This is a genomic window from Methanococcus voltae PS (assembly GCF_024807035.1).
Taxonomy (GTDB): domain Archaea; phylum AGJL01; class Methanococci; order Methanococcales; family Methanococcaceae; genus Methanococcus; species Methanococcus voltae.
In genome coordinates this window covers 486,511-501,821 of the sequence record NZ_JANUCQ010000001.1, presented here as the reverse complement: position 1 = coordinate 501,821, position 15,311 = coordinate 486,511, and the positions used below count along the sequence as shown (strand labels likewise).

Here is a 15,311-nt window from a genome sequence, read left to right as displayed (position 1 = left end):
TTAAAAAATTAAAAAATAAACTACTATTGAAGTTATAGAATGTATAATTAATTTTCTAATTCATTTAATGAATAAACTTCTAATTCTGCGTTATTTTTAATAGATTCAATTGCTTTTAAGGAAGCTAAAGCACCCTGTAATGTTGTGAAATATGGTATATTGAGTTCTACTGCAACTCTCCTTATTAAATAACCATCAGTTTTTGCCTTATCTCCTGAAGAGGTGTTTATCATTAAATTAACACCGCCTTTTTGAGCAAGCTCTAAAATACTACCTTTTTTACCTTCGGATATCTTTTTAACTTCCATTACATCGATTCCGAATTGCCTTAATTCTCTAGCCGTACCGGATGTTGCAACAATTTCAAAGCCTAAATCGGTGAACTTTTTGGCAATTTCTACAATGTTATCTTTATCCCTGTTTCTAACGCTTATAAATACTGTTCCAGTGGTTGGTAATTCCATATTTGCAGATAACTGGGATTTATAGAATGCTACACCGAAATCTTTATCAATACCTATTGCTTCACCAGTTGATTTCATTTCAGGACTTAATACTGGGTCTACACCAGGTAATTTTAAGAATGGGAATACTGCTTCCTTAACACTTACGTATTTAGCTTTTGCTACACCTTCGTATCCCATTTCTTTTAATTTTCTACCCATTATCACGTTTGTTGCGATTTTAGCTAAAGGTACGCCAACAGATTTACTCACGTACGGTATAGTTCTTGAAGCCCTTGGGTTTGCCTCGATAATGTAAACTTTGCCATCTTTTACAGCATATTGTATGTTTAAAAGACCTACTACGCCTAAATCTAAAGCTAAATTAGTGGTGTATTCTTGAATAATCTTTAATGTTTCTTCAGAGAGTGTTTGAGGAGGTATTACACAAGCACTATCACCACTGTGGATACCTGCTTCCTCGATGTGCTCCATGATTGCACCTAAGAATACGGATTCACCATCACATATTGCGTCTACATCGATTTCTGTAGCTTCTTCTAAGAATTTATCCACTAAAATTGGGTGGTCTGAAGATATTTTAACCGCTTCACGCATATAGTCCTTTAATTCCTCGGTATTATACACAATTTGCATTGCTCGACCACCTAAAACGTATGAAGGTCTAACTAATACTGGATAACCTATTTTTTCAGCAATTACTATTGCCTGGTCTTCACTGAATGCAGTTGCACCCTCTGCTTGAGGTATCTTCAATTTATCGAGCACTTTTAGGAATTGCTCCCTGTCTTCTGCCAAATCAATTGACTGAGGGCTTGTACCTAATATATTTACGCCCGCATTGTGAAGTTTCATTGCAAGGTTAATGGCTGTTTGACCACCAAATTGTACAATTACACCCAAAAAGTTGTTGTTTTTACTTTCGTTCTCAATTATGTCCATTATTTGTTCGTAAACTAAAGGTTCAAAGTAAAGTTTATCGGAAGTATCGTAATCCGTACTTACTGTTTCGGGATTGTTGTTCACGATTATGGCTTCAATACCCATTTCTTTTAATGCAAAAATGGCATGTACTGTAGAATAATCAAATTCAACACCTTGACCAATCCTAATTGGACCAGAACCTAAAATTATTACCTTTTTTCTGTCTGAAGCTTTACTTTCGTTCTGCTCTTCGTCAATGTATCTTTCATAGCAAGAGTAGTAATAAGGAGTTGCTGCTTCAAATTCTGCTGAACAAGTGTCTACCATCTTATAAACAGGTGTTAAATTAAGTTCTTTTCTAAATTCCCTAATTTCTTCTTCTGATTTGTTTAAAAGATTTGCTAATTGTACATCTGAAAAACCGTACATTTTGGCTTTTAAAAATATTTCTTTTAATTTTTTATTATCTATAATCATAAAAAATCCCCTAATAATGTTATTAAAGATATAAATGTTAATTTGTAAATATTAAAGATTAAATTTTAAAGATTAAATAATTTTACCTAAAACTTCTAATTCTTTTTTAGTTTCAATTATTTTATTAATTTCTTTTATGAAAAATTCGTCAATTCCAGTTAATTCGCAAACTTCCCTGATTGACCAACCTTTATCCAATGCTTCAGCGATTATAAATATCCTTTCGTCTGTTGCATTCTTTAAAATTTCATTTATTTCATCATTAGAGTGTTCTTTTTCTTTTCCATCGCCAATAATTCCATATCTTCCGATATCCAAACTTCTAATTGCTTTTTGCAAAGCTTCTTGAAAAGTCCTACCGATTGCCATAATTTCACCGGTTGACTTCATCGCAGTCCCTAATCTCTTATCAACGGTTCTAAATTTGTCAAATGGCCATCTTGGGATTTTTACAACCACATAATCTAGGGTAGGTTCGAAACTTGCAGGTGTTTCTTTTGTAACGTCATTCAAAATCTCGTCAAGTGTCATACCTAAAGCTATTTTTGCAGCTATTTTTGCTATTGGGTAACCTGTTGCTTTACTTGCAAGTGCAGAACTTCTTGAAACCCTTGGATTTACCTCAATTACCACATATTCAGTTCCTTCAGGATTTACGGAAAATTGAACGTTACATCCACCTTCAATTTTTAAGTGTCTTATTATCTGTAAAGCCGAATCCCTTAGTAATTGGTGTAAATCGTCACTTAATGTCTGTGATGGAGCTGTAACAATACTTTCACCGGTGTGTATTCCCATAGGGTCTATATTCTCCATATTACAAACTACGATACATGTATCGTTCTTATCTCTCATAACTTCGTATTCAAATTCTCTCCAACCTAATAAACTTTGGTCAATTAAAACTTGATGTATCATTGAATATGCGAGTCCTTTTTCCGTGATTTCTACCAATTCTTCCTCATTATTAGCTACACCACCACCAGTTCCGCCCAATGTAAAAGCAGGCCTAACAATTACGGGGTATCCTAATTCCTTAGTGGCTTCAATTGCGTCTTCCACAGAATTAACAGCTGCAGATTTGGCTATTGGCTGGTTTATTTCTTCCATTGCTTTATTGAATAAATCCCTATCTTCAGAAGTTTCGATTACTTCTTCAGTTGAACCTAAAAGCTCTATATTGTATTTTTCCAATATTCCCCTTTTTGATAATTCAATGGCGAGATTTAAGCCCGTTTGTCCCCCCATTGTAGGTAAAATAGCGTCTGGTTTTTCTTTTTGAATTATTTTTTCAAGTACCTTTGGATTTAATGGTTCCAAATAAACTTTGTCTGCAATGTTGGTGTCTGTTTGAATCGTTGCAGGGTTTGAATTAACCAAAATAGTGTAAACACCTTCCTCTTTCAACGATTTACAAGCTTGAGAACCTGAAAAATCGAATTCTGCAGCTTGCCCTATTACAATGGGCCCTGAACCTAATATCATTACCTTTTTAATGTTTTGTCTTTTCAAATTTCCACCTTATGATATTGTACTTGTTAACTTTGGAATGCTCTATTAGTTGAGATTTCATAAAATCAAAATCAATTAAATGACTCAAAAATGACTCAAAATTGATATTCAAATTATCAAAATATACCATATTAACATATTTATAGTATCGCATAATTGGTATAATTAAATATATTAATTATATAATAATATTAAAAAAAATATGAAAATATATGAAAATATATGAAAAATATTTGATTTATCTTAATTTCTTTAAAGCTATAATAAATGTGATAATTGAAATTATTGACGAAGAAATTAATGTTGCCATTGCCCCGCCCATTATTCCATATATTGGTATCAAAGATAGGTTTAATATGGAATTTAAGACTATACCTAGGATTATAATGTATAAAGGTATTTTTGCGTAGCCAATTCCTTGAAGCGAAGACGCCGATAAAGTATACATGCTCATAACTGACGCAGAAAATGACAATATTATCAAACTATTTGAAACGTCAATATTTGAAACTCCAAAAGATAATTTCAAAATATCATTTGCAAATATTACGAAAATTGTCAATAACGGCAGTAATATTATAAAATTCAATAATATGGATTTTTTTAAATAATTTAAAGCTTTTGAACCTTTTAATATCTTCGAATCTTTCGAATTATTTTCATTTAAATTTTCTGAATTAGATTTAGCTATTCTTGGAATTAGTACTGTTGAAATAGATGCTGCAAATAAGAATAGTAGCTTAGAAATTAATGACGCATAACCGTATAAACCATTATCGTAACCGCCTAACATACTCATTATGAATATACTATCCAAATCATTTAATAAACGATATGAAGTAGCTGTTAAAGCTATTGGTAAGGCGTAAATCATTACTTTACGTACTAAGGTATTGGAAATTTCATTATTTAATTTTAAATCAGATGTTGAAATTATTTCTGATTTTTTATTTTTGTAACGAGGTATATATTTAAAAATTATATAGAGCCCTAAAAGACCACCTAATAGGTAACCTACAGAAATCGACAACAAAGCCCCAGTTACACCAAAAAATAACGCCAAAGGTATTAAAAATATAACTTTTGAAGTATGTTCTAACACCCATGTTAGCGATAATTGCCTTATTTTTAAATTACCTTGTAATATACCCCTTGACCATGATATAATAGCTGAAAAGGGTATAGATAAAGCTATCGCATAGTAATAAATATCAGGTAATGTTGAATAATCCCCACCTAATATGTATTTCAAAGAAATTGCAAATAAAGCCCCAACAAAGGAAAATAAAACCATATACTTTAATATATCAAATTCCCAAAGATTATTTTCATTATTTGCGTCATTTAAATTTGTAAAATCGGTTTTATTAAGTTTTTCCTGCTGTATTTTTTCCAATTGTGTCTTTGATTTATTTTCAGATATAAATTTAGCCATTGCAGGAGGGATTCCCGAGCAAAAAAAGATTACAATCGTGTCAGCAATAGGTAATAAACCCCTAATGATACCAAAACCTTCTGTACCAACGATAAAAGGGATTAACCAAAAAAATAAGTATAGAATTAATTTTGAGTAGAGATTTGACAATATCATATAAAAACTATCTTTAAAAAGATTATCTTCTGAATTTTTAATCTGCTTAAGTCTTTTTAATTTATTTTTAGAATATTGGTTCTTCGTAATCTTCATAGACATCATCAATATAGTATTCAAATTTATCTTTATCATCTTCATAATTATTTTTAGGAAGTTTATTCTTGTTATTATTTTTTTGAACTTCTTCATTATTTAAATTTACCACCATTAAATTGTCCTCATTTGAATCATGGTGTTCGTATTCGAGTTCATGTCCTTGTTTTCCAAAAGACTCTTTATTTTTATATATGTTTTCATAAGGGCTACTATATGAGTCTTTATAGGTAGTTACATTTTTATTTCTTCTAGTATTTCCGGGTAATTTTGATAAATCTACACCCATATCTGTGTTAAAAGGTATTAAATCTCTTCTAATTTTATTTTCTTTGGTTTTTTTATTATTATTTATATTATTATTTTCAAGTTCTGTATCATTGGAAGCTTTTTTAAGTTCTTCTTCTTTTTCTTCTTTTTCTTCTTTTTCTTCTTTTTCTTCTTTTTCTTCTTTTTCTTTTAATTTTTCCTTTTCTAATTCTTCTTTTTTGATAAAAGATTCAGAATCTGATTTATTTAAATTATCTGTATTACTACCATTAATACCAATATTATTTTTAATATTTTTAATATTATTATTTTCAATTTCTATACTAATACTATCCTCGGTATAGTTGATATCAATTTCCCCTACGTCTATAGGTTCCACATTTTCAGTAATCTTTTCTTCAAAATCTATTTGTGTTTCTAAGGTATCATAGATTAAATTATTTATTAAATTATTTAATTCCATATATTCTGTGTTAGACTTTATATCCTCACAATCTTTATCATGTTCATTATTACTAATACTGATAATATTACCATTATTTGGGTTAACACTAGTTTCAGTCATATTTTCGACTGATTTGAGTTCCCTATTAAGTTCCAAGGCTTTTGCCTTTCTAGAATCTATAATTTTAGAAATTTTAACAATATTATTTTTTATTGATTGAGAATTAGGGTTTAATGACAAAGCATGTTTTAAACATACTCTAGCTTTTTCATACTGTCTTTGCTTGTAAAACTCGAGTGCTTTTGCGTTCCACTCGTACGGTAATCGTGATTTTAAAAGATTTTGAACAAATTTTAAATTTTTTAATGCAATTTTTGAATTTGGATTGCATACGTAAGCTTTTTCGTAATAGTAATGAGATTTTAAATAGTTTTTATCTTTGTAATATTTAAGCCCCAATTTACTCCAACGTTCGTATTTTTCCATATTTGATGTTTCAATCTTTTTTCCCAGCTTATTTTTATATATTATTGCGGGCTGGTATTGAGAATTGTGATACAAACATTTATTTGCGTAATCGAGTGCAACCTCATAGTCTTCAATTGCAGTATATACCAAACACATGCCGAAAAGTGCTAAAAAATCACTTGAATTTATCCTTAATATCCTTTTAAAGTAACCAATTGCATTTGAATACTTTCTATCATTGTAATACGCGATTCCTTGAACATATAACTTATAAGTTTGTTGATTCGAGGGCATTTAACTCACTCCCACTATGCTCTCATTTATAGGTGCCACTTTATGATGGGCATATATAGACATAATAATTATAGCCATGATAGTATATAAAATATTTTATATAATACGTGAGGTAACTATCTTAATCTATTAAATTAAATAAATTAATATATCGATATACTAATAAATAAAAAGAAAAATAAAATAATATGTAATAATATAAAATAATATAAAATAATATATAATCAAAATAATTTAAAGAAATAAATAAATTTATTATATTTCAAGAACTTCTGAAAGTTCTAGAGCTTTTTTAAAACAGTTTTTGGCTTCTTCAGGGTCATCATCTTGCAATAATTGTGCTTTTTGTATCCATAGTTTGGAATTTTCAGGGGCAAGGTCTAATGCGTTTTTGATACATTGCATTGCGAGTTTGTCCTTTCCTAACTCATGATATATTGAAGACATAAGATTCCATATTTCGTATTCACTTTCAGCCATTTTTCTTGAAGAAATTACTCTTTTAAAGCAGATTAAAGCCTTTTCGTAATCCGGTTTATTTGAGTTACAATTCAAAATTCCTTCTTCAAACCAATTTACTACTGTATCTTCCATATTAACACCTGGGACAATATAAATATACACAAAATCTATAATAAACGTATATTTGGGCTCGATTTTATGACATGACGTTATAATGATATTGTTGTAATATTGTTGATATATATTGTTAAGTCTAATTATGCCTTATGAGACTATATAAAATTTTTGTGTATGTTGTTTGTGAGGTATATTGTATTTTAACATAATTCTATCACATTTATATCATATGTGGGAAATAGGTAATATTGAATAATTGACTAAATTAATAAAATAATGAGGATAAAAATATGAAATTAACTGTTTTAGTAGATAATAATGCCCAACTATTAAGTAGGGATATATGTGGGGAGCACGGATTATCCCAATTTATTGAAGTTGACGATAAACAAATTTTACACGATACTGGATTTTCAGATTTATTTATAGAAAATGCCGAAGAATTAGGTATTAATATAGCCAATATCGATTACTTGGTATTATCTCACGGTCACAATGACCACACCGGTGGTTTAAAATATTTAATCGAATACATGAGCGAATTTAGAACTAAAAAACAAAAACCTGTATTAATTGCTCATGACGCAGTATTTGATAGGAAATTTAAAGGAAGCGAAGAAATTGGTTGCACCGTAGATATAAAAGATATTAAAAAAGCTTTTAACGTACAATTATCTAAAAAAATGCAAAAAATAACTGAAAATTTTTATTTTTTAGGGGAAATTGAAAGGAATAACGATTTTGAAACTGTAGACCCTTATAAAAAACTTGTTAAAGATGAAAATGGCAATAATGTATATGTAGACGATTATTTAGTAGATGATAGCTCCCTTGCATACATTAAAGGTGATGATGATAAAAAAGAATTGGTTATAATCACTGGTTGTGCACACTCTGGCATCTGTAACACCACCGAAATGGCAAAAAAGTTAATCGGAGATTATCCCGTTAGTAGTGCAATTGGTGGCTTTCACTTAATAGAGCCTTCAGAAGATAGAATCACTAAAACCTGCGACTATTTGAAAAGTTTAAATTTGCAATCACTATATGCTTGCCATTGCACGGATTTAAATTCAAAAATTAGACTTGCACAAGAAAATCCATTAAAAGAATTATCTGCAGGTACAGTTTTAGAATTTTAAGATTTTTGATTGATTAATTTTAAAAAAAGCTTTTATTCTTATTTTTATTATATATTTTATTTTACTTTATATTACTAATTGTTTTTAAAAAAAATAAGATAAGATTTTAAAATTTAGACTTTAAATGTTAAAATCTTATTGCGCTTCAGTTTTAGCTTCTGTTTTTTCTTCTTCAGCTTTTTCTTCAGCGACTGGTGCTAATACACCTTTTTCCATAACATCTGATTTGTAAACTTCTACTCTTCTTAATGGGAATAATTTTTTACATTCGCCGTAGATTTTTGAACCCATAGCTCCCATTAACATAGCGTGAACGAATTCAGGGAAAGTCAATTCTTTTGACATGTCTCTGATGATTTGTTCTGTTTTTAATCTGATTTCTGTTTTGTGGTGGTCTCTTGCTCTAACAGCTGTTAAAACTAAAGCTTTAACTCTTAATTTGAAGCCATCTTTTGTTCTTACATCAATGATTGTTGTAATTTTGCTTCTTCTTCTTCTAACTTGTGATTTCAAGTATTCTCTTGTAGTGTCGTGACCTACAAATTGAGTAACAGCGTTTTTACCACTTACTGAATCAACTTTGAACTGCATTCTGATTGAGTGTTTTGAGTGGTCGTTTGTTAAATCTTTTAAGCTGATTTCTGAAACTCTACCGATTAAACCTGCTGGGTCGTTTGCAGGTGTTTGTCCTATTTCTGCCCCTCCAAAGGATTTAGGAGCAACAATATTATACCATACTTTGGTTTTCCAAGTATCTCTGGTCATTCTTTTTCCTTTGGTTGACCTTGCTTTCATTCTTGCCATGGTTACACCTCAAATATGAATTCTGATTTTTGAATTCAATGAATATCTCATGTTTCGTATTTCGTTATAAGTTAAAATGAATTAAATGAAATTTTAAATCATATTATTTATTGATATTAATCGTTAGTAGTAATTATTACTTATAATCATTACTTATAATCCAATATATTTAATTATATTATAATAATTAAATTACATAATCGGTTAAATCAATGAAATCCCTCATAGGACTTACAGGTTCCGAGTAAATTCTCACGATTTTCCTTGCAACTTCTCTGGTGAAATATCCTTTTTCTGTTTTTATTCTCTTTATCCTGAAAAACAGTTCACCTGCCCTATATACCTGGTCTTCCTCAAAAGCCTGATTATGTGAAACTAAAACGCTAAAAGAACGGGTTATTCCACCAGCACTAACAGAAATATTGACTTTTTTAGGAACGTCTAAAGATTTAGCCCATATCATTTTAATGTCTTTTGCAAATGCAGATTCCACTCTTCTTGAACCTTCAAGTTCTACACTAGTTATTTCAACATTCTCGCCTTTTACTTCAATTGTGTCGCCAACGCTCAACTTTTCATCGTCAGGAATATCGATAGTGAATTGTTCAGATTGGTTATATCTACTGACTACAACCTTAATATGTTGTAGTTTACATCTTTTTTCGATGTTGTGCACATTTCCACAATCTTGGCATTTTACCGTATATCTCAAAAGTTTTTTTGATTCAACTTTTTTGATTAAATCGTGAGGAGTAATATCATTGCATGCAGGACATTCAAAATATAACTGCTCTTCAAATGTTTCGCATTCATCGTCGTATTCATTTTCGTAAGTTTTGTTCTGGTTCTCGCTCATTTTACCACTGTTTCTATTTATATAAGTATGATATTTTGTAATACTTTATTACTTGATTGATAATTAGTTAGATTGTTAATTGACAATATTAATAGTTTTTATTAATAGTGTTTATTAATTATCTTCTTCTTCTGTTTTGTCTTCTATGTGGTCTCTTTTTCATTTTAACTTTGGTATTCATTGATTTTTCTAAGAAGTCATCATATTTAAATGGTACTTCGTCACCAATTAATCCTCTGTTTTTCATGTATTCTCTTGCGATTAAGTAGTACATTAAAGATACTGACTTTCTACCTTTGTTGTTTGTAGGGATGATAAAGTCAATGTGTGAGGTTAAGTGTTCTGTGTCACACATACCTACAATAGGTATTCCAACTTCAATAGCTTCTTTTAATGCTTGTTTGTCTACTCTAGGGTCACTTAAGAATAAAACTTCTGGTTCCATGAACTTTCTTGATGCAGGGTTTGTTAATGTACCTGGCACAAATCTACCTGCGAGTGTTTTGATTCCTGTTGTTTTACCGAATTTTTCTAATGGTCCTACTGTATAAACTCTTCTTGAAACAGCTAAAATTTGTTCTGGTTCATAGTTTGATAAGAATTTTGCAGCTAATCTTAATCTTTCATCAGTTTTCCTAACGTCTAATACATATAAACCGTCAGCTCTAACTCTGTAGATAAATCTTCTCATGTCTTCGGTTTTTTGCTGTGTACCGATGTGGATACCTGATGCTAAGTAGGTGTCCAACGATGTTAATAGGTTATCGTCTGCCATGTTTTTTTCCTCCAAAATAGTGGGTTCTTGACTTTCGAAAAATAAAGCCTTTTCACATGTTTTCCAAATACTAAAAACTTGTTTATAACATATGATATATGCCATATCCTTTGTTTATGTAGTAATTGGACTTTTTTGTTTACGAATGGTAATTACGATTTAATCGTTATTTAAATTGTAATTAATCAATTAATAATATCTAATTAATAATATCTAATTAATAATAATATACAATTAAAACCATTCTTTTTTAGTTATTAATATTTAGTTTAATATTTAACGTTTTTCTTGTTTATTTACTTTAAAATCGTTTAAATCGAATTTTTAAAGAAAGTATTCAATTCGGTTTTATAACCTAATAGATGTTTTATCACTTAATATATATAGTTATGCTAGATAGCCACATTACTTTGAATTTCAAATAATGAATACAATATAATTTAAATTTCGAATGGTTTATAAAGGGCATATATCAAATATTATATTGTAGAATTATATTGTAGATTAATTCATAAGTAATACATAAATTAATTATTGGCGCATTTAAAAACTCCAAAAAATATGGATGAATTAACAAATACATAAATAAATAGTCAATAAAATTTAGAAATTTGAGGTATGTGGGAATTAAATAATAAATAATAAATACCCAAATTTACAAATTTATATATATGAGGGTTACATGCCCTACCCAAACGAGGGATTGGTGTAAAAAATGGAATATGAACCTATAAAAACTCAACTTGATAAGATAAATACTAAAATAAAAGAATTATACGAAGAAGCTAAAGAACTAAAGAAAATAAGAGACGACGCAAACGAAAAGGTTAAGGAATTTAAAGAGACTCGAGAAGCCATAAATACGGACGTAAAAAATAGAATTGAACAAATTAGGGACTTAAAACAGAAAAGGGCAGGACTTCTTGAAGAATTTAAGATGATGAAATTAACCAAAAATCAAATTGCTGAAAAAATTGAACAATTGGAAATGCAACTTGAAACTAGTGCTACGGATATGGACAGAGAACAAGCTTTGGCAGCTCAGATTCAATCATATCAGGAATTATACAAAAGAGCTTCTGAATTAGAGGAATTAAATGAAACCATTAAAGAAATGTCAGATAATATTTCAGTATTGGTAAATGAATCTTCAGATGAGCATAAAAAAGTTTTAGAAAATGCGCGAACTAGTGCGGAAAAGCACCAAGAGTTATTATTGGCGTACAACGAGATAAATCAATTAAAATCAAAAGCTTCAGAACTTCATGAACAGCTGAAGAATCTAAAACTTCAGGAAATTTCGCAAGATAGTGTAGAGTAAAAATCTCTATAATTTTATTTAAACGTACTATAGATTATTAGACTTAATAATCCATATTTTATTGTTAATCTTGCTTTCTTTTTATTTATTATTTATTATTCATTTTTAATTTTGATAAGTAGTTATTTAATTTATAGTTTATTCTATCTTATTCTATTCTATTAGGTTATATTTTGATATAATTGTTATAATTGGTATATTGTATTGTATTTACCATATTTATTTTTAAATTTATAATATTATTTTATATCTATTTAACAGTGAATTTTAAGGTATAGAATAACGCCTTAGGTTTATATATTATTAAACCATAGTATATGACGATGAAAATAGCGCATATGGAAATTAAAAACGACTATTAAAACTCTAAATTATAATTCAAATAGCATTTATTTTAAAATTAATGACACTCACCGATAAAATCGTTGATTTAACCCATATTTATGTATGTATCTATTAAAAACGTGAAATTATGAATTTAAAATTAGACTTTGACTTATATTTTAAAACTTTAAAAACTGTATTACTTAAAATATGAAACACTTGCCTTATTTGTTTTTTATATTTTTATTTTATAGATTTTTCATATAATCTGAAAATATAGTAAATAAATATTCTGTAATATAATTTAATTTTTAAAACAATCTAATTTAATATAATTTAATATAACTTAAATTAATTTAAATTAAGTTAAGGTAATTATTTTAGTTTAAATTAATTTATTTTAATTGCATATGTAAAGCAAATATAACAATTTAAGGTGTATAAGTTATGAGCCAAACCTCAACAGAAGCATATTTATTTAAAAAATCCCTCAAAGAATTAAAAGGAAAAAAAGGAAAAGGTACTGAATTAATTAGCGTTTACGTACCTGCGGGCAGAAGAGTGTCCGATATATCCCAATACTTAAGACAGGAATTGTCACAATCCTCAAATATTAAGAGTAAAGCTACGATGAAAAACGTTCAGTCAGCCATTGAAGTAATCTTACAAAGGTTAAAACTCTTAAAAGAACCATTGGAAAATGGTGCAATTATATTTGCAGGAATGATTCCTAGAGGCGGTCCAGGTACTGAAAAAATGGAAGTTTACGTTTTAGAGCCACCTGAAGCGGTTAAAACATTTATATATAGGTGTGATTCTCAATTTTTCACAGACCCACTTGAAGACTTTATCCAAGATAAAGAAGTTTACGGCGTTATTCTTGTAGATAGAAACGAAGCTACAATCGGTACAGTTAAAGGAAAAACTATTACTGTGTTAAAAAAATTAACAAGTGGTGTACCGGGTAAATTTAAAGCGGGAGGTCAATCTGCAAGAAGATTGGAAAGATTAATCGACGATGCAGCCCATCAATTCATGGTAAGAATTGGGGAGTACTCCAACGAATCATTTATGCCAATATTAGAAGAGAAAAAATTGAAAGGATTGTTAATTGGCGGTCCTGGAAACACTAAAAACGAATTCGTTGAAAAAGGATTTTTACACCACGAATTGGGTAAAAAAGTTATCGATACTTTCGACTTATGTTACACCGAGGAATTTGGAATTAGGGAATTATTGGATAAAGCTTCCGAATTACTTAGAGATATGGATTTAATGAAAGAAAAGGTAATTATTCAAAAATTCTTTAAGGAATTAATCAAAGATGAGGGAGGCCTTGCAGCTTACGGTGAAAAACAAGTTATGAAATATCTTGATATGGGCGCAATCGACACTCTTATCGTAACTGAAGACTTAAACACGACTAGAGTAACCATTAAATGTAACAACTGTGAAGCCATTACAAATATAAATGTGAAAAATAACGAACTATACAAGTTTGAAGAAGAACTTAAGTCAAAATCTTGTCCAAACTGTGAAGGTTCATTAACCATCGCGGAAGAAATGGATATAATTGAATATTTAGCAGAATTATGTAATGTAAACGGCTCAAATATTGTTGTTGTTTCAACCGATACCGAAGAAGGAAATCAGATATCAAAAGCTTTCAGGGGAATTGCTGCGATATTAAGATATAAAATTTAATTTAAAATATTATAATTACATATTCTAATTTAATTAACTATTATTTTATTTATTTTTAATTTAAATATGATTTAACAACTTAATAAATAACAATTTATAATATTATGGAAAAATAAATAATATATTATAGAAAATATACTGTGAAACAATTGTAAAACAATTAATGAAAAATAATTATTATAACAATCGATAACAATACATAATAGAATTAAAAGGAACCTATTGTGATAATATGCTTGAAATTCTTGGTTACGTTGAAAAAGATGTTCGAAAAATGGAATTTAATCAAATCCTGGACGAAGACTATAAATTAATTTGGATGGATTGCTATGACCCCTCTGACGAAGAATTGTTGGCCATATCTAAAAAACTGGATATCGAAACTGATGAATTAGCGTTAGGTCTCGACGAACAAGAAGTTCCAAGGGTAGAAGAGGAAGAAAATTACTACTTAATAGTTTTCAAAGCTCCGTTATTCGAGGAAGATATTACAACAACTTCATTTGGTATTTTTGTAAAAAATAACATTGTTTTGACGATACATAAAGATAAAATTAAAGCAATAGGTAAATTACATAGAGCAATAAGTTATAAAAAGCCACGTAACGTATTGGATAAAGGAAACGGGTTTTTTATATATACCCTTTTAAATCAAATTATAAGTAGTTATTCGAAAGTATTGGTTAAAGTAGAAGATGATTTGGATATTTTAGAAGATAGAATTCTTCAAGACCACAACAAAAACCTTACGGATGACATATTACAGCTTAGAAAAATGCTCGTATACTTCCATAAGGCTCTTATATCCAATAAAGATGTTATTTCACTTTTAAAACGTAAATACCTTCCAATTACTACCCAGGAAGATAGATGGGAATTTGAAGACCTTTATTATGATATTATTCAGTTGATAGATATGGAAACGACATATAGGGAATTATTATCTTCAATGATGGATATGACCTTATCAATTGAAAATATAAAAATGAACCAGATTATGAAAATTTTGACAATGGTTACTGCACTTTTTGCCGTTCCAGTCTGGATTACGGGAATTTATGGTATGAACTTTAAATATCTGCCATTTTCTGAAGACCCCAATGGTTTCTGGATTATATTGTTCATTTCATTAATTCTAATTATTGTGGTTATGTATATTTTCATTAAGGAAAAATGGATAAGATGACTAATTGAAAATATGAAAATATAATATTCATATCAAAATAAGATAAAAATTTATAATATAATATAATATAATATGAAAA

10 protein-coding genes and 1 pseudogene are annotated in these 15,311 nt (G+C 29.0%); 4 read left to right on the top strand and 7 right to left on the bottom strand.

Annotated features, from left to right (window positions below; all coding sequences use genetic code 11):
• Positions 1-47: 47 nt before the first annotated feature.
• The 4 genes and pseudogenes from carB to M2325_RS02370 form a co-directional block, all read right to left on the bottom strand.
• Positions 48-3,377 (bottom strand): annotated as a pseudogene (carB, locus tag M2325_RS02385) (carbamoyl-phosphate synthase large subunit).
• A 238-nt stretch (positions 3,378-3,615) separates the two neighbouring features.
• A complete protein-coding gene (locus tag M2325_RS02380; RefSeq protein WP_259050714.1) occupies positions 3,616-5,064 on the bottom strand; it encodes a flippase in 1,449 nt (482 codons plus the stop codon).
• Entirely contained in the window at positions 5,036-6,541 is a 1,506-nt protein-coding gene (locus tag M2325_RS02375; protein ID WP_259050712.1) for a tetratricopeptide repeat protein, read from the bottom strand. Before M2325_RS02375 ends, M2325_RS02380 begins: the two co-directional genes overlap by 29 nt.
• Before the next feature lie 255 nt (positions 6,542-6,796).
• Positions 6,797-7,135: a hypothetical protein gene (locus tag M2325_RS02370; RefSeq protein WP_209590822.1), complete on the bottom strand. Its 339-nt coding sequence runs from the start codon at positions 7,133-7,135 to the stop codon at positions 6,797-6,799.
• 275 nt (positions 7,136-7,410) lie between these two features.
• Between M2325_RS02370 and M2325_RS02365 the strand changes: the two genes are divergently transcribed.
• Positions 7,411-8,262, top strand: coding sequence for an MBL fold metallo-hydrolase (locus M2325_RS02365; protein WP_209590535.1), 852 nt, complete (start codon positions 7,411-7,413; stop codon positions 8,260-8,262).
• Positions 8,263-8,397: 135 nt separating this feature from the next.
• On the opposite strand, the gene M2325_RS02360 is transcribed toward M2325_RS02365, so the two are convergent.
• From M2325_RS02360 to rpsB, 3 genes are all read right to left on the bottom strand, one after another.
• The gene (locus M2325_RS02360; protein ID WP_209590534.1) at positions 8,398-9,066 is read right to left on the bottom strand and encodes a 30S ribosomal protein S3ae; all 669 of its coding nucleotides are present in this window, start codon (positions 9,064-9,066) and stop codon (positions 8,398-8,400) included.
• 187 nt (positions 9,067-9,253) lie between these two features.
• The gene (locus M2325_RS02355; protein ID WP_209590533.1) at positions 9,254-9,922 is read right to left on the bottom strand and encodes an HVO_0476 family zinc finger protein; all 669 of its coding nucleotides are present in this window, start codon (positions 9,920-9,922) and stop codon (positions 9,254-9,256) included.
• A gap of 118 nt (positions 9,923-10,040) precedes the next feature.
• The gene (gene rpsB / locus M2325_RS02350) at positions 10,041-10,697 is read right to left on the bottom strand and encodes a 30S ribosomal protein S2 (protein WP_209590532.1); all 657 of its coding nucleotides are present in this window, start codon (positions 10,695-10,697) and stop codon (positions 10,041-10,043) included.
• Between the two features lie 715 nt (positions 10,698-11,412).
• On the opposite strand from rpsB, the gene M2325_RS02345 reads away from it, so the two are divergent.
• The 3 genes from M2325_RS02345 (at position 11,413) to corA (ending at position 15,232) form a co-directional block, all read left to right on the top strand.
• Positions 11,413-12,018 carry a DUF7121 family protein gene (locus M2325_RS02345; RefSeq protein WP_209590531.1) on the top strand — a complete coding sequence of 202 codons (606 nt, stop codon included), beginning with the start codon at positions 11,413-11,415 and terminating at the stop codon, positions 12,016-12,018.
• A 771-nt stretch (positions 12,019-12,789) separates the two neighbouring features.
• Complete coding sequence (gene prf1 / locus M2325_RS02340) at positions 12,790-14,046, top strand: peptide chain release factor aRF-1 (RefSeq protein WP_259050711.1); 1,257 nt, start codon at positions 12,790-12,792, stop codon at positions 14,044-14,046.
• A gap of 232 nt (positions 14,047-14,278) precedes the next feature.
• Positions 14,279-15,232 carry a magnesium/cobalt transporter CorA gene (corA, locus tag M2325_RS02335; protein ID WP_209590529.1) on the top strand — a complete coding sequence of 318 codons (954 nt, stop codon included), beginning with the start codon at positions 14,279-14,281 and terminating at the stop codon, positions 15,230-15,232.
• Positions 15,233-15,311: the final 79 nt, after the last annotated feature.

What these genes read in the sequence shown, in the direction of transcription:
- M2325_RS02380 (WP_259050714.1), bottom strand. Translation starts at nt 5,064, where the DNA reads ATGAAGATTACGAAGAACCAATATTCTAAAAATAAATTAAAAAGACTT.
- M2325_RS02375 (WP_259050712.1), bottom strand. Translation starts at nt 6,541, where the DNA reads ATGCCCTCGAATCAACAAACTTATAAGTTATATGTTCAAGGAATCGCG.
- M2325_RS02370 (WP_209590822.1), bottom strand. Translation starts at nt 7,135, where the DNA reads ATGGAAGATACAGTAGTAAATTGGTTTGAAGAAGGAATTTTGAATTGT.
- M2325_RS02365 (WP_209590535.1), top strand. Translation starts at nt 7,411, where the DNA reads ATGAAATTAACTGTTTTAGTAGATAATAATGCCCAACTATTAAGTAGG.
- M2325_RS02360 (WP_209590534.1), bottom strand. Translation starts at nt 9,066, where the DNA reads ATGGCAAGAATGAAAGCAAGGTCAACCAAAGGAAAAAGAATGACCAGA.
- M2325_RS02355 (WP_209590533.1), bottom strand. Translation starts at nt 9,922, where the DNA reads ATGAGCGAGAACCAGAACAAAACTTACGAAAATGAATACGACGATGAA.
- rpsB (WP_209590532.1), bottom strand. Translation starts at nt 10,697, where the DNA reads ATGGCAGACGATAACCTATTAACATCGTTGGACACCTACTTAGCATCA.
- M2325_RS02345 (WP_209590531.1), top strand. Translation starts at nt 11,413, where the DNA reads ATGGAATATGAACCTATAAAAACTCAACTTGATAAGATAAATACTAAA.
- prf1 (WP_259050711.1), top strand. Translation starts at nt 12,790, where the DNA reads ATGAGCCAAACCTCAACAGAAGCATATTTATTTAAAAAATCCCTCAAA.
- corA (WP_209590529.1), top strand. Translation starts at nt 14,279, where the DNA reads ATGCTTGAAATTCTTGGTTACGTTGAAAAAGATGTTCGAAAAATGGAA.